The organism is Nocardioides sp. Z40_12 (genome assembly GCF_058215795.1).
The window spans coordinates 147,475-165,982 of sequence record NZ_JBZAJA010000008.1 but is presented as its reverse complement, the minus strand read 5'-3'; the positions used below and the strand labels follow the sequence as shown (position 1 = coordinate 165,982).

18 protein-coding genes are annotated in these 18,508 nt (G+C 73.2%); 6 read left to right on the top strand and 12 right to left on the bottom strand.

The genetic code is table 11. The annotated features are described in order from the left end of the window. Positions 1-34: 34 nt before the first annotated feature. Entirely contained in the window at positions 35-472 is a 438-nt protein-coding gene (locus AC4BG9_RS15720; RefSeq protein WP_490572054.1) for a hypothetical protein, read from the top strand. Positions 473-510: 38 nt separating this feature from the next. Here the strand turns inward: AC4BG9_RS15720 and AC4BG9_RS15715 are convergent, their stop codons facing one another. Both AC4BG9_RS15715 and AC4BG9_RS15710 read right to left on the bottom strand, forming a co-directional pair. Further along, entirely contained in the window at positions 511-1,965 is a 1,455-nt protein-coding gene (locus tag AC4BG9_RS15715) for a sensor histidine kinase (RefSeq protein WP_490572053.1), read from the bottom strand. 4 nt (positions 1,966-1,969) lie between these two features. Next, a complete protein-coding gene (locus AC4BG9_RS15710) occupies positions 1,970-2,695 on the bottom strand; it encodes a response regulator transcription factor (RefSeq protein WP_490572052.1) in 726 nt (241 codons plus the stop codon). A 171-nt stretch (positions 2,696-2,866) separates the two neighbouring features. Between AC4BG9_RS15710 and AC4BG9_RS15705 the strand changes: the two genes are divergently transcribed. Then, a complete protein-coding gene (locus AC4BG9_RS15705; protein ID WP_490572051.1) occupies positions 2,867-4,783 on the top strand; it encodes a CotH kinase family protein in 1,917 nt (638 codons plus the stop codon). 57 nt (positions 4,784-4,840) lie between these two features. Here the strand turns inward: AC4BG9_RS15705 and AC4BG9_RS15700 are convergent, their stop codons facing one another. From AC4BG9_RS15700 to AC4BG9_RS15690, 3 genes are all read right to left on the bottom strand, one after another. Continuing rightward, positions 4,841-5,818, bottom strand: a complete 978-nt coding sequence (locus tag AC4BG9_RS15700; RefSeq protein ID WP_490572050.1) for an NADPH:quinone oxidoreductase family protein — start codon at positions 5,816-5,818, stop codon at positions 4,841-4,843. A gap of 76 nt (positions 5,819-5,894) precedes the next feature. Further along, entirely contained in the window at positions 5,895-6,311 is a 417-nt protein-coding gene (locus tag AC4BG9_RS15695; protein WP_490572049.1) for a DUF3592 domain-containing protein, read from the bottom strand. A 29-nt stretch (positions 6,312-6,340) separates the two neighbouring features. After that, positions 6,341-7,588: a M15 family metallopeptidase gene (locus AC4BG9_RS15690; protein WP_490572048.1), complete on the bottom strand. Its 1,248-nt coding sequence runs from the start codon at positions 7,586-7,588 to the stop codon at positions 6,341-6,343. 70 nt (positions 7,589-7,658) lie between these two features. On the opposite strand from AC4BG9_RS15690, the gene AC4BG9_RS15685 reads away from it, so the two are divergent. Both AC4BG9_RS15685 and AC4BG9_RS15680 read left to right on the top strand, forming a co-directional pair. Continuing rightward, a complete protein-coding gene (locus AC4BG9_RS15685; RefSeq protein ID WP_490572047.1) occupies positions 7,659-9,266 on the top strand; it encodes a sodium-dependent transporter in 1,608 nt (535 codons plus the stop codon). After that, positions 9,263-9,394 (top strand): methionine/alanine import family NSS transporter small subunit, encoded by a 132-nt coding sequence (locus AC4BG9_RS15680; RefSeq protein ID WP_490572046.1) that lies wholly within the window; start codon positions 9,263-9,265, stop codon positions 9,392-9,394. The genes AC4BG9_RS15685 and AC4BG9_RS15680 overlap by 4 nt, the downstream gene beginning before the upstream one ends. A gap of 30 nt (positions 9,395-9,424) precedes the next feature. Here the strand turns inward: AC4BG9_RS15680 and AC4BG9_RS15675 are convergent, their stop codons facing one another. From AC4BG9_RS15675 to AC4BG9_RS15650, 6 genes are all read right to left on the bottom strand, one after another. Next, entirely contained in the window at positions 9,425-10,015 is a 591-nt protein-coding gene (locus AC4BG9_RS15675; RefSeq protein ID WP_490572045.1) for a TetR/AcrR family transcriptional regulator, read from the bottom strand. A gap of 38 nt (positions 10,016-10,053) precedes the next feature. Next, positions 10,054-11,562, bottom strand: coding sequence for a fatty acid desaturase (locus tag AC4BG9_RS15670; protein ID WP_490572044.1), 1,509 nt, complete (start codon positions 11,560-11,562; stop codon positions 10,054-10,056). Positions 11,563-11,647: 85 nt separating this feature from the next. After that, positions 11,648-13,039, bottom strand: coding sequence for an MFS transporter (locus tag AC4BG9_RS15665; RefSeq protein WP_490572043.1), 1,392 nt, complete (start codon positions 13,037-13,039; stop codon positions 11,648-11,650). Between the two features lie 53 nt (positions 13,040-13,092). Continuing rightward, positions 13,093-13,857 carry an ABC transporter permease gene (locus AC4BG9_RS15660; protein WP_490572042.1) on the bottom strand — a complete coding sequence of 255 codons (765 nt, stop codon included), beginning with the start codon at positions 13,855-13,857 and terminating at the stop codon, positions 13,093-13,095. Then, positions 13,854-14,933 (bottom strand): ATP-binding cassette domain-containing protein, encoded by a 1,080-nt coding sequence (locus tag AC4BG9_RS15655; protein WP_490572041.1) that lies wholly within the window; start codon positions 14,931-14,933, stop codon positions 13,854-13,856. Before AC4BG9_RS15655 ends, AC4BG9_RS15660 begins: the two co-directional genes overlap by 4 nt. A 153-nt stretch (positions 14,934-15,086) precedes the next feature. After that, positions 15,087-15,725 carry a PadR family transcriptional regulator gene (locus tag AC4BG9_RS15650; RefSeq protein ID WP_490572040.1) on the bottom strand — a complete coding sequence of 213 codons (639 nt, stop codon included), beginning with the start codon at positions 15,723-15,725 and terminating at the stop codon, positions 15,087-15,089. 65 nt (positions 15,726-15,790) lie between these two features. Here AC4BG9_RS15650 and ppgK point away from each other — a divergent pair, with 65 nt between their 5' ends. Then, the gene (gene ppgK, locus AC4BG9_RS15645; protein WP_490572039.1) at positions 15,791-16,552 is read left to right on the top strand and encodes a polyphosphate--glucose phosphotransferase; all 762 of its coding nucleotides are present in this window, start codon (positions 15,791-15,793) and stop codon (positions 16,550-16,552) included. A 1-nt stretch (position 16,553) separates the two neighbouring features. On the opposite strand, the gene AC4BG9_RS15640 is transcribed toward ppgK, so the two are convergent. After that, positions 16,554-17,402, bottom strand: a complete 849-nt coding sequence (locus AC4BG9_RS15640) for a siderophore-interacting protein (protein ID WP_490572038.1) — start codon at positions 17,400-17,402, stop codon at positions 16,554-16,556. Positions 17,403-17,516: 114 nt separating this feature from the next. On the opposite strand from AC4BG9_RS15640, the gene AC4BG9_RS15635 reads away from it, so the two are divergent. Next, a complete protein-coding gene (locus tag AC4BG9_RS15635) occupies positions 17,517-18,482 on the top strand; it encodes a siderophore ABC transporter substrate-binding protein (protein ID WP_490572037.1) in 966 nt (321 codons plus the stop codon). The last annotated feature ends 26 nt before the right edge of the window (positions 18,483-18,508 follow it).

The following is an 18,508-nucleotide window of genomic DNA, read 5'->3' as shown; positions in this document are numbered from 1 at the left end:
GACCTGGCTACCGCGCGTGCGGCACCATGTGCCCATGACCAGTCGCGCCTACTCGCCCCCGACGACGACGCGGAGCAGGGTCCCCCTCCTGCTGCTGGTCGGGGCGCTGCTGCTGCTGGCGGCACTGCTCCCGGCGGCCATGTGGCTGGACCGCGGGCTCGACGAGGACCGGAAGATGTACCTGGACCGCCAGGACATGGCCTGGCTCCAGTACCAGCTCGTCCTCAACCAGGTCGAGCCGGTGGCCCTCGTGCTCGAGGGCGCGGAGGCCGAGATCGGCGCCGCCACCTTCTCGCCGCGCGAGGGGGTCACGGTCGAGGTGACCACCGATACGGACACCGGGGAGGACGGCGTGCCCGTCTACAGCTACTGCGTCCGGGCCGGCAACGAGGAGGGCGAGTGGATCCCCTGGCTCTGCCACGACGCCGCCTACCCGCCGGCCCAGCCGACCGGCGACCCGCTCGCCGAGTAAGGCGCTCGCTGGGGGGTGAGGTCGCGGCGTCGCCCGGGTCACCGCGGAGCCGGCAGGGTGAGGACGAACCTGGTCCGCCCCGGCTCGGAGGTGACCACCAGCTCCCCGCCGTGGCCGCGCGCGATCGCCCGCGCCAGCGCGAGGCCGAGGCCCACGCCGCTGTCGTCGCGTGACCGGGCCGCGTCGCCGCGGGTGAAGCGGGTGAAGACGTCGGGCAGCAGCGCCGGGTCGATCCCGGGGCCGTCGTCGGTCACCGCCACCGTGACCGCCCCGTCGGCCCGCTCGACCGAGGAGACCACGGTGGTGCCCGGCGGAGTGTGCCGCCGGGCGTTGCTGAGCAGGTTGACCAGCACCTGGTGCAGCCGCTCCTCGTCGCCCACCACGGTGACCGCCCGGGCCGGCAGCTCCAGCAGCCACCGGTGGTCGGCGCCGGTGACCCGGGCGTCCTCGACGCACTCCATCACCAGGCGGGTGAGGTCGACCTCGTCGCGGGCCAGCGGCCGCCCGGCGTCGAGCCGGGCCAGCAGCAGCAGGTCCTCGACCAGCGAGGTCATCCGCGCGGCCTCGCCCCGCACCTTGCGCATCGCGTGCGTGAGGGTCTCGGGCTCCGGGTCGCGCAGGCTCAGCTCGGCATAGCCGGTGATGGTGGCCAGCGGGGTGCGCAGCTCGTGCGAGGCGTCGGCCACGAACTGCCGCACCTGCTGCTCGCTGCGCTCCCGCTGGGCCAGCGCCGACTCGACGTGGCCGAGCATGGTGTTGAGGGCGGCGGCCACCTCGCCGACCTCGGTGCCGGAGTCGACGAGCCGGTCCGGGACCCGGGCGGTCACCCCGATCTCCCCGCTGGTCAGGTCGGTGGCCGCGACCCGGCGTGCCGTGGCGGCGACCTGGCTCAGGGGCCGCAGCTGACGACGGACGACGGCGACCGCGACGCCGCCGGCCACCGCCACCACCACCAGGGTGAACAGCGCCTCCCAGCCGACCAGGGTGCGGACCGTCTCGCTGACGCCGCTGGTGGGCAGCCCGGTGGTCACCACGACGCCGCCCACCTCGCTGACCCGCACCCGGTAGTCCCCGGACTCCGGCAGCTCGACCGTCGCCACCTGCTCGCCCGGCTCCAGCCCGGCGAGCACCGCCAGGTCCTCCTCGCCCAGCATGCGCAGCGCCCCGCTCTCCTCGATCACCCAGCCGGAGCTCTCGTCCCCCGACCTCGCCGCGCTGAGCGTGCCCGCGTCCTGGCCGCGCACCTCCGGCCCCCCGCCGGGTCGCCGGTCCCGGGGCGGCTCGCCCGGGGCGCCGGCGGCCAGGGCGCCCACCGCGCGCTCGTGGGACTGCGCCACCTTCTGGTCGAGCTCGTCGGTGAGCCGGTCGTAGATCGCCGCGGTGGTCAGCGCGGAGATGACCACGCTGACCAGCGCGACGAGCACCACCACCGTGGCGGTCAGCCGTGCGGTCAGCGACGACGGGCCGACACCGGCGCGGGAGGGGCGGCTCACGGCGCTACTCCGCCGGCTTCAGCACGTAGCCGGCCCCGCGCATGGTGTGGATCATCGGCTTCCGCCCGGCGTCGATCTTCTTGCGCAGGTAGGAGATGTAGAGCTCCACCACGTTGGACTGACCGCCGAAGTCGTAGTTCCAGACCCGGTCCAGGATCTGGGCCTTGGAGAGGACCCGCCGAGGGTTGCGCATCAGGTAGCGGAGCAGCTCGAACTCGGTCGCGGTCAGGCTGATCTCCTCACCCCCGCGCCGCACCTCGTGGCTGTCCTCGTCGAGCTCGAGGTCGCCGACCACCAAGGTGGAGGTGCTGGTGCGGGCCAGGGCCCCGGAGCGACGCAGCTGGGCGCGGACCCGGGCCACCACCTCCTCGAGGCTGAAGGGCTTGGTCACGTAGTCGTCGCCGCCCGCGGTGAGACCGGAGACCCGGTCCTCGACGGCGTCCCGGGCGGTCAGGAAGAGCACCGGCACCTCGGGGTGGCGCCGCCTGATCCGGCGCATCACCTCCAGGCCGTCGAAGTCGGGCAGCATGATGTCGAGGACGACCGCGTCGGGCTGGAGCTCGTCGGCCCGCTCCACCGCCGTCCGCCCCGTGTGCGCGACGCCGACCTGCCACCCCTCGTAGCGCATCGCCATCGCGAGCAGCTCGGTCAGGTTGGCCTCGTCGTCGACGACCAGGACCCGCAGGGGGCTGCCGTCGGCGCGGGTGAGCGGAGGCGCGCTGTCGGTCACCCCTCCAGGGTGCACCCGATCCGTCCTGCTGCACCTGTCAGAGGGCTGTGCATTTCCTGTGCGCTCAGGCGATGTGGGCTCACAGCGGATCCACAGCCACGACCCAGGAGCCGGACAGCCGGGCGACGCATCGTGGTGGACATCCGAGGACCACACCCACCGAGGAGGGACATGTCCACCCGATCACTGAAGAGGACGACGCTCGCGTCCACCGTCGGGCTCGCCCTGCTGATGAGCGGCTGCCAGGCCGGCAACGCCGCCGGCTCCGGCTCCGGCTCCGCGGACGACGCGGACGTCTTCGACCAGTCCACGCTGCACGACATCGACGTCCAGGTCGACCCCGACGAGGTCACGGCGATGATCGACACCTACCTGCGCGACGGCGAGAAGGAGTGGCTCAAGGCCGACGTCACCATCGACGGCGAGAAGTTCACCGACGCGGGCCTCCGGCTCAAGGGCAACTCCTCGTTGCGCGGCATCGACGCCGACTCCGAGCCCACCGAGCTGCCCTGGCTGATCCGGCTCGACGAGTTCGTCGACGGGCAGTCCCTCGACGGCTTCACCGAGTTCGTCGTCCGCGGCAACGAGACCGAGACCTCCCTCAACGAGGCGGTCGCCCTCGACCTCCTCGAGGAGAGCGGCCTGGCCAGCGAGCACGCGATGGCCACCTCCTTCTCCGTCAACGACGCCGACGAGGAGCTCCGGCTCGTCGTGCAGGACCTGGACGAGACGTGGGCCGAGGAGAACTTCGACGGCGACGGGATCCTCTACAAGGCCGAGTCCGAGGGCGACTGGTCCTACCGGGGCGACGACCCACAGGCCTACGAGGACGTCTTCGACCAGGAGACCGGGGACGAGGACGACCTGACCCCGCTGATCGAGCTGCTCGACTTCGTCAACAACTCCTCCGACGAGGAGTTCGCCGAGGAGCTGCCGGAGCGGCTCGACGTCGAGTCCTTCGCGACCTACCTGGCCTTCGAGGACCTGATCGGCAACGTCGACGACATCGACGGGCCCGGCAACAACGCCTACCTGTGGTGGGACGCCGACGCCGAGCGCTTCACCGTCGTCGCCTGGGACCACAACCTGGCCTTCGGCCTGACCCCGGACGGCCCGGTCGCTCGCGGCGCGGACGACGACCGCGCCGGCTCCGCGCCCGAGGGGATGCCCGAGACCCCCGAGGGGATGCCGCAGCAGCCGGAGGAGGGGATGCCCCAGCCGCCCGAGCGGCCGGAGGGCGCGCCGGGGACGCCCGAGGGGACGCCCGAGGGGACGCCCGAGGGGATGCCCGAGACCCCCGAGGGGATGCCGGAGCGGCCCGAGGAGGGCATGCCCCAGCCGCCCGAGCGGCCGGAGGGCGCGCCGGAGATGGCCGAGGGGACGCCCGAGGGGACGCCCGAGGCCCCGGAGGGGATGCCCGAGCTGCCGGAGGGCTTCACCCCGGACGGACAGGACGGGCTCGGCGGACCCGGCCAGGACGGCCGGCGCGGCCCCGGCGGCCGCGACAACCCGCTGGTGGAGCGGTTCCTGGAGGTCGAGGAGTTCGCCGAGCTCTACGACGAGGCGCGGGAGCGCCTGCAGGCCGAGCTCTACGACAGCGGTCAGGCCACCGAGGTGCTGGACCGGTGGGTCGCGGTGCTCACCGAGCAGGCCGACGACCTGGTCGACCCCGACACCGTGGAGCAGGAGGCGGACGCCATCCGGGACATGATCGAAGGAGCGCAGGAGAGCGCCGACCCGGACCGCGCCACCGAGCCCGGGGCCGGGCCTGACGCGAGGCCCGGCACGGAGCCCGAGGCCGGGCCTGACGCGAGGCCCGACACCGGGTCCGAGATGAGGCCCGACCAGCCCGGCCGGGAGGACCGGTTCGACTCGGACGACCGGTTCGACTCAGACGACCGGCACGACCAGGGTCGGGACCGGAGCGACACCGGTCGGGACGACCGGCACGACCGGCACGACGACCGGAGCGACACCGGTCAGGACGACCGGCACGACCGGCACGACGACCGGCACGACGACCGGCACGACCGGCACGACGACCGGCACGACGACCGGCACGACCAGGACGACCTGGGCCGCGCCTGAGCCGACGTACGACGTCCCGGGTCCCTCCGCGCGGAGGGGCCCGGGACGTCCCGCGTCTCAGGGACGCAGGTGCACCACCAGCTTGCCCAGCGCCTTGCGGCCCTCGAGGTCGGCGAGCGCCCGGCCGAACTCCTCGAGCTCGTAGGTCGCGCCGACCGGCGGCTTCACCACGCCGCTGGCCAGCATCGGCTCGAGCGCGCGCCACTGCTGCTGCATGAAGCCGGGGCGGGTCATCGCGTAGGCGCCCCAGCCCACGCCCCGCACGTCGACGTTGTTGAGCAGCAGCCGGTTGACCTTGACCTCCGGGATGCCCTGGCCCGCGGCGAAGCCGACGACCAGCAGCCGCCCCTGGGGCGCCAGCACCCGCAGCGAGTCGGTGAAGGCGTCGCCGCCCACCACGTCGAGCACCACGTCGACCCCGCGGCCTCCGGTCAGCTCACTGACCGCGGCCCGGAACCCGTCGAGCAGCACCGCTTCGTCCGCGCCGGCGGCCAGCGCCACCTTGGCCTTCTCGTCGGTGGAGACCACCGCGATCACCCGGGCGCCCATGCCCTTGGCCACCTGGACGGTCGCGGTGCCGACGCCGCCCGCGGCGCCGTGCACCAGCACGGTCTCGCCCGCCTCGAGCCCGGCCCGCTCGGCGAGGGCGAACTGCGCGGTGAGGTAGTTCATCGGCAGCGCCGCGCCCTCGTCGTACGTCGTGTGGTCGGGCAGCGCGAAGACGAAGTCGGCCGGCACCGCGACCAGGTCGGCGGCGCCGCCGTGCGGCAGCACCCCGGCGACCCGTTGACCCACCGCGAACCCCTCGACGCCCTCGCCGAGCGCCGCGACCGTCCCGGCCAGGTCGACCCCCAGGGTGAACGGGGGCTCGGGCTTGAGCTGGTACTCGCCCTTGGAGAGCAGCAGGTCGGGGAAGGCGACGCCGACGCTGTGCACCTCGACCAGCACCTGGCCGGGCCCGGCGGTGGGATCGGGCACCTCGCGGACCTCGACGTCGGCGGGACCGGTGGGGGTGACGACCTGGAGTGCGCGCATGGCGGTCAGCCTAGGCGGAAGCGCGCGACGAGCGGATGGGCATCGAGCCCAGCACTCCTGGGCGCGCTGCCCGGAGTCAGCCCTTGTAGGTCAGGCCGATCACCACCAGGACCCCGCCCGCGAGGAGGAAGGACGCCGCGATGGTCAGCTCCCCCCACAGCGGCGTCGCGACCTCGCTCATCGCGGGGTTCTCGGGGTCGTAGCGGACCCACACCTTGCTCTTGCGCTTGGGCTTGCGGAACCACGGCTCGTCCTGGCCGACGCGCTCCTGCCCGGAGGCGTCGGTGTAGCGGTACTTGACGACGGTGCCGCTGTTGCCGCCCGAGGCCGAGTTGTCCCTGAACCGGACGCTGCCGACGGTGGCCTCGGCGAGGGTCCAGGTCCGGCGTCGCCGCCAGGCGAACTGCAGGTACCAGACCGGGAACAGGATCAGGAAGACGCCGAAGGCGACCGTGATCCAGTTCCATCCCACGTGGGCCAGGGCTTCAGGCATACCGCGACCCTAGTGCCTGAGGCCGGGCCTCAGCGGGGCTCGACCAGGCGGTCCATCTCGAAGTGCATCGGGTCGGTCCACGCCCACCGGCCGCCCCAGGCGAAGCCCCACTTCTCGAAGATGCCGACCACCCGCGGGTCCAGCTCGCCCGGGGTGCCGCGCTGGTTGCCCGGCACGTTGAGGTCGAGCGCGATCCCGAAGGAGTGCAGCGAGAGCGTGCTGGAGCCCGCGATCAGTCGCGGGTGGTAGCAGCCGGCGTACTCCTCGGGGTGGATCTCGCCGGCCAGGCCGCTGGTCTCGACCTCCGTGAGCGCCGCCCGCAGCTGGGGCAGCACCACCCGGTGGCAGGTCACCGAGCCCAGCAGCGGCACCGTCTCGGTGCGGATGTTGGCCGCGACCCACTCCTCGTCGGGCCGGATACGCCCCCCGCCGAGCAGCCGGTAGGAGAAGGAGCCGACCGCCGCCGCCACCGAACCGCCGGTGAGGAACGCCGTCCGGACGGCCGAGACGTCCAGGTCGGGGCCGAGCACCTGCACCGAGACCTCCTGCCCCAGCAGCCGGCCGAGGAGGCGTTCGAGCCGGGGGCGGACCACCTGCGGGGCCGACGCCGCCGTGGAGACCAGGAGGGCGTTGTCCGGCGGCAGGCCGAGGCGCTCCCCCCACCCGGCGTTGAGCACCGCGTCGACCTGCGGCACCTGGGCGGCGTGCGCACCGATCCGCGCGACCGGGGCGTCCTCCTCGTGGCCGAGCCGCAGCTCCTCGCCCAGCCGGAGGCGGCGGACGACGCCGGGATCGACCGCGGCGTCGCCGGCGGCCACCCGTTCCCAGACCGCCTGGTGCTGGGCGGTGCGGCGCTCGGTGAACCGCCGGTACTCCGCCGGGTCGACCGCGGCGACCGAGAGGGCCCGGTCCTGGACCGCGACCTGCCCGAGGGAGAGCGCGAGCAGGTGGTCGACCCCGGGGACCTCGCGGACCCGGGCGACCTCCTCGTCGGTGAGCGTCCGCCGGGTGTGCACCAGCAGGTCGGCAGGGAGCAGGGGGGCGGTCAGCGGGCCCGGCGGCGCCGTCGTGGGCGCGCTGCCCGCGTCGCCGGGTGCTGCCGGTCCCATCGCCGGCGAGCCCGGCCCGGACGGGGCCGGCGCCTCCTCCGGGGCCGTGCGGTCGGCACGCTCGGCAGCGCCCGCGCAGCCGCCCAGCGTCCCGGCGACCAGCACCCCGACGATCAGCGCTCCGACGAGCGCCGGCCCCCGCACGCGTCCGCTCCGTGGTGACCCCACACCTCCACGCTACCGAGCGGGCCAGCCGCTAGCATCGGGCCGCAGCGGACGTCACACCTCGGGAGGTCAGATGGCCAGCACGCCGGTCGGGTCGGAAGAGGCACGGGAGGCCAGTCGCGGGGGGTTCTCCTCCCGCAAGGTCTTCATCCTGGCCGCCATCGGGTCGGCGGTCGGGCTGGGCAACATCTGGCGGTTCCCCTACGTCGCCTACGACAACGGCGGCGGCGCCTTCGTCATCCCCTACCTGGTGGCCCTGCTGACCGCGGGAATCCCCTTCCTCTTCCTCGACTACGCCATCGGCCACCGGCACCGCGGCTCACCGCCGCTCTCCTTCGCGCGGATGAGCCGTCCCGCCGAGTCGATCGGCTGGTGGCAGGTGGGGGTCTGCTTCGTCATCGCCGTCTACTACGCCGCGGTGGTCGCGTGGGCGCTGCGCTACACGTTCTTCTCGATCGACAAGGCGTGGGGCGACGACCCGGGCGGCTTCTTCACCGGCGACTTCCTCCAGCTCAGCGACCCGGGCGTCACGGCCGAGCTGGTGCCCGGGGTGCTGGTCCCGCTGCTGGTGGTGTGGGTGGCGGTCATCGCCGTCATGCTCGCCGGGGTGCAGAAGGGGATCGGGCTCGTCTCGGTCGTCTTCATCCCCCTGCTGGTGCTCACCTTCGGCGCGCTGGTGGTCCGCTCGCTCTTCCTGCCGGGAGCCGCCGAGGGCCTCGACGCCCTCTTCACCCCCGACTGGAACGCGCTGACCGAGGCGACCGTGTGGGGAGCCGCCTTCGGACAGATCTTCTTCTCGCTCTCCATCGGCTTCGGCATCATGATCACCTACTCCTCCTACGTGCACCGCTCGACCGACATGCCCTCCTCGGGGCTGGTGGTCGGCTTCGCCAACTCCGGCTTCGAGCTGCTGGCCGGCATCGGGGTCTTCGCCGCGCTCGGCTTCATGGCCCAGGCCAGCGGCACCGAGGTCGGCGACGTCGCGCAGAGCGGGGTCGGGCTGGCGTTCATCGGCTTCCCGGCGATCATCAGCGAGGCGCCGTGGGGCGCCTTCATCGGCGTCCTCTTCTTCGCCTCCCTGGTGATCGCCGGCATCACCTCGCTGGTCTCGATCATCGAGGTGGTGATCGCCTCGGTCCGCGACAAGTTCGCCCTCGGCCGGCGCGCCGCCGCCGCCGTGGTCACGGTGCCGGCCGCCCTGCTCAGCGTCGGTCTCTTCTCCAGCACCAGCGGGCTGCACGTCCTCGACATCGTCGACCACTTCATCAACCAGTTCGGCATCCTGCTGGTCGCGGTCGTCTCGATGGTGGTCGTGGCCTGGGGCCTGCGGGCGCTTCCGCGGCTCGCCACACACCTCTCCGAGGGGAGTGCGATCACCCTCGGGCTCTGGTGGCGGCTGCTGGTCGGGCTGGTCACCCCGGCCGCCCTCATCTACGTCCTGGCCCAGGGCTTCTGGACCGACATCGAGACCCCGTACGGCGACTACCCGACCTGGATGCTCGCCTGCTTCGGGTGGGGCTCGGCGGCTCTGGTGATGCTGCTCGGCTACGTGTTGGCGCCGGTGCCGTGGCGCGGCGGGGTCTCCCTGGAGGACCCGGGCGAGACCGAGGCGGCGCCGACGCCCCCGGGCGGAGCGGCTCCCGCGGATGAGCAGACCGACGAGAAGGGAGCGCTGCGATGAGCACCTCGGCGATCGTGATGATGGTGGTGGCGATGGTGATCATCTGGGGGGGCCTGGCGGTGGCGATCCTCAACCTGCGACGCAGTCCGGAGGAGCCGTCCGAGGGCTTCCCACCGCGAGACCTCTGAGCGCCCGACCTCCGACCGGCGACGCCCGGCTCACCCGCTGGGCGGTGGCACCTCCGGTGCGGGGCGCAGCACCCGCGCCGCGAGCCAGGCCAGGCCGGCGGCGGTCCGCTCCGGCGTGCCGGAGGGCTGCATCACGTGGCTGAGCACCACCCGGACGATCACGTCGATCGAGACGTCGAGCTCGGCTGGGGTGAGCGGCACCTCGTAGCCGGCCACCCGCGCCCGGACGACCGCGACGGCGGGGTCGAGCAGCACGCTGGAGTGGCTCGTCAGGAGCGGGAGCAGCTCGGTGTCGGCCCCGTGGGTGGCGGAGACCACCGCCCGGAGCAGCTCGTTGTCGTCGGCGAGCTCGAGCACCCCGCGGACGGCCGCCGTCAGGGCCGCCCCCAGGTCGTGCGGATGCTCGTCGAAGGCGTCGTCCACCCGGCTCAGGAAGCGCTCCAGCTCCCTGCGGACCATCGCCTCGGCGAGCGCGCCCTTGCTGCCGACCTCGTTGTAGACGGTCTGCCGGCTCACCCCGACCTCGTCGGCCAGCCGCGCCATCGTGACGTGCGCCCAGCCGCTGCCGGTGGTGATCCCCGCCGCGGCGGCGACGATGCGGTCCCTCAGCGGCGCGGCCATGACGCGAGTCTAGGAAGGCGCCCCCGGGACCGCCCGCGTCAGGTCGCGCTCTCCTGCCGCGCGACCGGCACGAAGTCCGCCTTCTCCCGCACCCCGCAGTCGGGGCAGCTCCAGGTCGCCGGGACCTCCGCCCACGGCGTCCCCGCGGCGAAGCCCTCGTGCTCGTCGCCGGTGACCACGTCGTAGACGTAGCCGCAGCCCGGGCAGCGGGCCGCCAGCACCTCCTCGGCGACCTCCCCGGCGACACGCGCCACCGCGGGCTGCTCCGGAGCACGGTGGGAGCGGGTCGCCTCCGTCGCCCCAGTCGCCGGAGTCGCCTCGGCCGCCCGCAACCCGGCCGGCACGCCGTACCTGCGCAGGTAGGCCGCCCGGCGACGGGGGCTGAGGTTGGCCCGCGTGACGTCCCCGCCGAAATGGGCCACCACCCGGGGGTCCATCACCCGGCGCCACAGCGGCGGCACCAGGGCCAGCACGATCATCCCGGCGTAGCCGGTGGGCAGCACCGGGGACTCCTCGTAGTCGCGGAGCGCCTGGTAGCGCCGGGTCGGGTTGGCGTGGTGGTCGCTGTGCCGCTGCAGGTGGTAGAGGAGCACGTTGGTGGCGATGTTGTTGGAGTTCCAGCTGTGGCTGGGGTCCACCCGCTCGTAGCGGCGGCGCTCCCCGACCCCGACCTTGCGCCGCAGCATCCCGTAGTGCTCCATGTAGTTGACGACCTCCAGCAGCGTGAAGCCGACCACGGCCTGCACCACCAGGTAGGGCAGCAGCCCGATCCCCAGCCACGCGACCAGCGCCGTCCAGAGCACCAGCGTCATCAGCCACGCATTGAGCACGTCGTTGCCGATCCGCCAGGGGTGCTGGCGACGGCGGGCGTAGCGCCGCTTCTCCAGCCGCCACGCCGAGCGCAGGCTGCCCCCGACGGTGCGGGGCCAGAACGCGTAGAAGCTCTCCCCCAGCCGGCTCGACGCCGGGTCCTCCGGGGTCGCCACCCGCACGTGGTGGCCCCGGTTGTGCTCGATGTAGAAGTGGCCGTAGGCGACCTGGGCGAGGGCGATCTTGGAGAGCCACCGCTCGTGCGACTCCTTCTTGTGGCCGAGCTCGTGGGCGGTGTTGATGCCGATCCCGCCGACGCAGCCGATCGAGACCGCGAGCCCGATCTTGTCCACCGCCCCGAGGTCGGAGGACCAGCCGGTGGGGTCGCCGCGCATCAGCAGGTACATCGCACCGATGAAGCCGGCGTACTGCAGGGGGAGGAAGAGGTAGGTGATCCAGCGGTAGTAGCGGTCCCGCTCCAGCGCCTCGATCAGCTCGTCCGGCGGGTTGGCGCGGTCGAGGCCGACGACCAGGTCGATGGCCGGGACGACGACCAGGATGACCAGCGGCCCCAGCCAGAACCAGACGCCCCAGCCGGTCGCCGCGTGGCACGCGTAGCCGACGAAGGCCAGGGACGGCACGACGAGCCCGATCAGCCACAGCCGTCGCTTGCGGTCCCTCCACTCCACTGTCGATCCCGGAGGCACGGTGCTGGCGCGGGTCTCGTCCGAGGACATGGCGGCTCCCTCGTGGGCGCGGACGGAGGTTTACATGAAGATAGGGTTTGTAAACCACGCCTGACAAGGGTCAGACGGTGGGTGGTCATCCGTTGGGCAGTCGCCGCGGGATCGCCAGCCACGAGACCAGCCCGCCGGCCAGCAGCAGCACGGCGCAGATCACCAGGGCCGCTCCGTAGCCGCTGTCGAAGGCGGCCGGGTCGGCGTACTGGGCCCCGCTGAGTCCGACGGCCGGCGGCAGCGCCGCGACCGCCAGCAGCGAGCCGGCCCGGGCGACCGCGTTGTTGATCCCGCTGGCCACGCCGGCGCTGTCGTCAGGGGCGGCGGCGAGCACGGTCGCTGTCAGCGGCGCCACCATGAGCGCCAGGCCGAGGCCGAAGACGGTGAGCCCGGGCGCCACGTCGCGCCAGTAGACGACGTCCTCCCCGACGCGGAGCAGGAGCAGGGTCCCGGCCGCCATCACCAGCGGGCCCACGCTCATCGGGATCCGCGGCCCTATCCGGACGGCCAGCGCGCCCCCGCGCGCGGCCAGCAGCAGCATGCAGGCGGTGACCGGCAGGGTCGCCAGCCCGGCGGCCAGCGCGGAGTAGCCCGCGACCGTCTGCAGCTCGATGACCAGGAAGAAGAGGACCGCACCGAGCGCGGCGTAGACGAGGAACGTCATCGCGTTGGCGGCGCTGAAGGTGCGCGAGGTGAAGAGGGACGGCGGGACCATCGGACCCGGCACACGCCGCTCGTGGGCGACGAACCAGACGCCGGCGGCGACGCCGAGCAGCGCGGCCGGCCAGACCAGCGGGCCCTGCCACTCGATCAGCGCGTACGTGGTGCCGGCGAGCGTCACGGAGGCGAGCGCGGCGCCCACGACGTCGAAGCGGCCACTCGCCCGGGTGTCGCGGGTCTCGGGCACCCAACGTTGGGCGGCGAGCACGGTGAGCACCCCGAGCGGCAGGTTGACCAGGAAGATCCAGCGCCACGAGACGTGGTCGACCAGCACCCCACCCACCAGCGGGCCGACGGCGGTGGCCACCCCGCCCAGCCCGGACCACGCCCCGATGGCGCGGGCCCGGTCGTCGGGGACGAAGGCGCCCTGGATCATCGCCAGGCTGCCGGGCGTGAGCAGCGCGCCGCCGACCCCCTGCAGCAGTCGGGCCGCGATCAGCACCTCGACGTTCGGGGCCAGGCCGCAGAGCAGCGAGGCGGCGGTGAACCAGACGGTGCCGACCACGAAAACCCGGCGCCGGCCGAAGCGGTCGCCCAGCGAGCCGCCCAGCAGGATCAGCCCGGCCAGGGTGAGCAGGTAGCCGTTGGTCACCCACTGCAGCTGGGAGAGGCTGGCGTCCAGGTCGCGCCCGAGGGTCGGCAGCGCGACGTTGACCACCGTGCCGTCGAGCAGCGTCAGCCCGGAGCCCAGCACCGCGGCGGCAAGGACGCCCCGGCCGCGGGAGGTGCCCCAACGCACTTGCGCCTCGGCGTCCATGAGCCGAGCCTAGGCCCGCGCAGGCGCCTCGTGCGCCCGCGCGGACCCGCCCGTCAGGCGTTCTCGCGCCGGAACGTCGAGGTGCCCCACCACATGCCGAGCACGCAGAGCACCGCCGCCCAGCCGACCCCCCAGGCCAGGTCGTTGCTGGCCAGGTCGCCGGCGAAGCTGTCGCGGACCCCGGAGACGATCCACTTGAAGGGCATGAAGTCGCTGAGCCGCTGCAGCCAGGAGGCGCCCAGCGTCATCGGCAGCAGGATCCCGCTGAGCAGCAGCACCGGCATCATCACCATGTTGATCAGCGGCGCCATCACGTCCTCGCTCTTGGTGGCGAGCGCCAGCGCGTTGGAGGCGGCCGCGCACGCCCCGCCCACCATCAAGGTGAGCAGCACGCCGACCACGATGCCGCCGACCGGCGCGCGCATGCCCATGGCGTAGCCGAGCCCGATCAGGATGAGCGCCTGCACCAGCAGCTGGAGCAGGTCGCGCATCAGCCGTCCGAAGAGCAGGGCGGAGCGGTTGGCGGGGGTGACCCGCTCAGCCTCGATCACGCCCTCGCGCCACTCAGCGATGAGGCCGAACCCTGCGAAGAAGGCGCCGAACATGCCCAGCTGGACGAGCAGACCGGGCACCAGGAAGGTGTAGGCGTTGTCGGCCGCCCCGGGGAACTCGCTGACGATCGGCTTGAGGAGCGGGCCGAAGAGCACGAGGTAGAGCACCGGCTGCATGACGCCGATCAGCACCCACGCGGGGTTGCGCAAGTTCATCCGCAGCTGGCGGCGGAAGATGATGGTGGAGTCGCGGAAGAACTGCGTCATCGGTCTGCTCCCTGCAGGTTCTGGGTCGGGCCGCCGGGCTCGGGGGCCTGGGTCGCGCCGGTGGTGAGGTCGTGGGTGCCGTCGGGCTCACCGGTCTGGTCACCGGTCTGGGCGTCGCTCTCGGCCTCCCGGAGCGACCGGCCGGTGAGGGTGAGGAAGACGTCGTCGAGCGTTGGCCGGTGCACCTCGATGGAGTCCAGCGTCACCCCCGCGGCGTCGAGGTCGCGGAGCAGGCCCGGGACGGCGCGGCCGGCGCGGCGGACCCGCCCCCGGACGTGGCGGCCCTCGACCTCCACCGACTCCGCCACCGAGCCGAGCTTCTCCCGCGCGGTGGTCAGGTGGAGGTCGTCGGCGAGCTCGAGGTCGACCAGGTCGCCCGAGACCTGCGCCTTGAGGTTGTCGGCGGTGTCGCTGGCCACGATCCGGCCCTGGTCGATGATCACGATCCGGTCCGAGAGCGCGTCCGCCTCGTCCAGGTAGTGGGTGGTGAGGAAGACCGTCGCCCCGCGCCGCTCGCGCAGGCCGGCGATGTGCTCCCACAGGTTTGCCCGCGCCTGGGGGTCGAGCCCGGTGGTCGGCTCGTCCAGGAAGACCAGGGTCGGGTCGTGGACCAGGCCCATGGCGATGTCGAGCCGGCGCTTCTGCCCACCCGACATGTTGCGCGGGCGCCGCTTCCACAGGCCCGGCAGGTCGAGCTGCTCGAAGAGCTCCTTGCCCCGGGCGGTGGCGTCGCGTCGCGACATCCCGTAGAGCATCCCGTGGTCGACCACCTCGTCGCCGGCGAGGGCGCCGGAGAAGGTGGAGCCGACCTGGGAGACGTAGCCGATGCTGCGTCGCACCTGCTCGGACTGGGTCACCACGTCGTACCCGGCGACCGTCGCCGTCCCCGCGGTCGGGCGCAGGAGCGTGGTCAGCATCCGCAGCGTGGTGGTCTTGCCCGCACCGTTGGGGCCGAGAAACCCGACCACCTCGCCCTCGGCGATGTCGAGGTCGACGCCGTCGACGGCGCGCACCTCGGTCTTCTTCTTCCCCTGTCCTGTGTGGAAGGTCTGCACGAGTCCCCGTGCCTCGATCATCTGCTCTCCCTCGTCCCTGTGTTCAAACTTGAACAGAGGATCAATGCTCCTCCTCCCGGGACCGCTCGTCAACAGGTTTCCGGGGCGGTGCCTGGCCCCGGCTGACGACGGCCATCGCCGTCGCGACCTCGAGCCCCCACCCAGGGTCGCGGGTCAGCGACCCAGGAGCGCGCGATACTTCTCCCGGTCGACCTGCATCTGCCAGCCCTCGTCGTCGTCGGGCGGCGCCCAGTCCCACTGGTCCGGCGCGATCCGCAGGGCGCCGGACTCCAGGTCGGCGAGCACCCCGCGCAGCCACAGCAGCTCGGCGATCGCCAGCTCGCGCCACAGCACCAGCCCGCGGCGGGCGTGCGGCGGCCCGGCGTACGGCGAGTGCTGGTCGGCGGCGAGCGCCTCGACCTGCCCCTCCAGCCCGGCGGCGCGGGTGCGCAGGGCTCCGACCGCCGTGGCGGTGCCCAGGTTGGAGAGCATCCCGAAGGCCGCCTGGAAGGCGACCCGGTCGTGCAGGTCCACCGTCTCCAGCGCCTCGACCTGGAGCCGTTGCAGCTCGGTGCGACCGGCTTCGGTGATCTCGTAGACCGCGACCTCCCGGGCCCCGTCGAGCACGTCGTTGCGGACCAGCAGCTCCTGCCGGGTCAGCGTGGCCAGGCCGTGGTAGATCGAGCCGGGGTTGACGTGCGCCCACTCGTCGACGTGCCAGGAGAGCAGCTCGCGCCGGATCTGGTAGCCGTTGACGGGCGCGAAGAGGCTCACCGCGCCGAGCAGCAGCATGCGGGTCTCCTGGCCGGCCATGGCGCCATCGTAAGTCGGCCGGCGACCACGCCGCGGCGACGCGCACCTGTGGTCTCATGTGCGGCATGGAGACCCGCATCGAGCACCCCTTCGGCATCGACTTCGGCGGCACCGGGATCAAGGGCGCCCCCGTGGACCTCGCCGTCGGCGAGCTCGCCGGCGAGAAGGCCAAGATCGACACCCCGCGGCCGGCCACCCCGGCAGCGGTCTCGGCCGTCTTCCGCCGGCTGGTCGCCGAGTTCCCCGTCTCCTCGGCCGCGGTGGGGGTGACGGTGCCCGGCGTGATGGTCGGCGGCGTCGTCCGGTCGGCGGCCAACATCGACCCCTCCTGGGTCGGCGCCGACGCCGACGCCATCTTCACCGAGGCGCTCCAGCGCGAGGTCCACGTGGTCAACGACGCCGACGCGGCCGGCCTCGCCGAGGTGGAGTACGGCGCTGCGCGCGGCCGCTCCGGCCTGGTCATCGTCACCACCCTCGGCACCGGGATCGGCTCCGCCCTGGTCCACGACGGCGTCCTGGTGCCCAACTCCGAGCTCGGCCACCTGGAGATCGAGGGCCGGATCGCGGAGCGCCACGCGGCCAACAGCGTGCGGGAGCGCGACAGCCTCTCCTGGGAGGAGTGGGCGGCCCGGCTGACCACCTACTACCGGACCCTGGAGCGGCTCTTCACCCCCGAGCTCATCGTCGTCGGCGGCGGGGTCAGCAAGTCCGCCGACAGGTTCCTGCACCTGATCGAGATCGACACCGAGATCGTGCCGGCGGCGCTGCGCAACAAGGCGGGGATCATCGGGGCCGCGCTGGTGGCCAGCCGGGCCGGCGTGCGCTGACTCAGCCGGCCGCCGCGCGACCGGCCGGGGCCCGCGGGCCGGGGCCGGCGCTCCCCTCCTGCGCACCGAGCTCGCGCTTCCACGCCCGGAACTCCTCCTCGGAGCCGCCGCGCCGCCAGTAGCCGGAGATCGACACCTGGTCGCGGGGCAGGCCGCGCTCGCCCAGCAGCCAGGGCCGCAGGCCGCGCATCACCGTCTCGGCCTCCCCGTGCACGAAGGCGTGTACCCGCCCGGCCGGCCACTCCAGCCGGCGTGCCGTCTCGAGCAGGGAGCCGGCGCTCCGGTGGACGAAGGTCACCCGGGTCCCGGCCGGGCCTGTCAGGGCCGGCTCGTGCTCGGCCGAGTCGACCTCCAGCACCACCCGGACGACCGCGTCGGGTGCCCGCTCGGCCAGGTCGGCCAGCGCGGCGGTGATCGCCGGCAGCGCCGACTCGTCGCCGACCAGCAGGTGCCAGTCCGCGGTGGGTTCGGGGCGGTAGCCGCCGCCGGGCCCGCGCACCTCCAGCTCGTCGCCCGGCTGCGCGGCCGCGGCCCACGGACCGGCGACGCCGTGGTCGCCGTGCAGGACGAAGTCGATCGCCAGGGTGCCGCGGGCGACGTCCGGGAAGAGCGCGGTGTAGGTCCGCACGCTCTCGCCCAGGACGAGCTTGACGTACCGGTCGGTGTGCTCGCTGCCGGCGAACGCGGAGAGGTCGTCGCTGCGGAACCAGACCCGGCGCACGGTCGGGGTGAGCTCCTCGATGCCCGTGACCACCAGCCGGGTCGCGGCGGGCCGGTGCCGGGTCGGTCGCTGGGTGCCGGGTCGGTCGGTGCCGGGTCGGTCGGTGCCGGCAGGGCTGGGTCCAGGCACGGTGCTCCTTCGGCGGGCGAACGGGACCCCGGTATGACCCGGGACTCAGGCCAATATTAACTTAGCCTTGCCTTACCTAACTCAATCTCTCGGAACGGAACGGAACCACCACTCATGCTGCTGAACCACCGCCGCGTCGCCACCCTCGCCACCCTCCCGCTGCTGGGCCTGGCCCTCACCGCCTGCGGGGACGACGCGGAGGCGGACGACGCCGCCGCGGGCGAGACCATCACCGTGACCGACGCCCTGGGCCAGGAGGAGGTGCCGCTCAACCCCGAGAGCGTCGTGGTCTTCGACATGGGCGTCCTCGACACCCTCGACACCCTCGGCGTCGACGCCGTCACCGGCGTGGCCAAGGGCGGCGCCGTCCCGTCGTACCTGACGAAGTACGACAGCGACGAGTACGTCACGGTGGGCGACCTGTTCGAGCCCGACCTCGAGGCGATCCCGCAGACCGAGCCCGACCTGATCATCGTCGGCGGGCGCTCGGCCGCGATGCACGACACCCTCGAGGACACCTTCGACGGCGTCCCGGTGCTCGACCTCTCCGTCGACTCCGGCGACTACCTGGAGAGCACCCGGGCGAACGTCGAGACCCTGGCCAGCATCTTCGAGAAGTCCGACGAGGCCGCCGACATCCTCGCCGGCTACGACGAGCGGATCGCCGCGGTCGCCGAGCAGGCCGACGGCGCCGGCAAGGCCCTGGTCCTGCTGACCAGCGGCGGCGAGGTCACCGCCTACAGCGTGAACTCGCGCTTCGGCTTCCTGCACGACGTCTTCGGCGTCGAGGCCGCCACCGGCGAGCTCGGCGACGAGGAGTCGCGCCACGGCGAGGCGGTCTCCTTCGAGTTCATCCGTGAGGCGGACCCCGACCTGCTCTACGTGGTCGACCGCGACGCCGCGATCGGCGAGGAGGGCAAGTCGGCCGAGGAGATCCTCGACAACCAGCTGGTCCGCGCCACCTCGGCATGGAAGAACGACAAGGTCACCTACGTCGACGCCGAGGCCTGGTACATCGTCACCGGCGGCCTGACCTCGCTGGGCACCCTCATCGACGACGTCGAGGCCGGCCTCTCCTGAGCGAGACCGCTACCGCGACGCGCCCG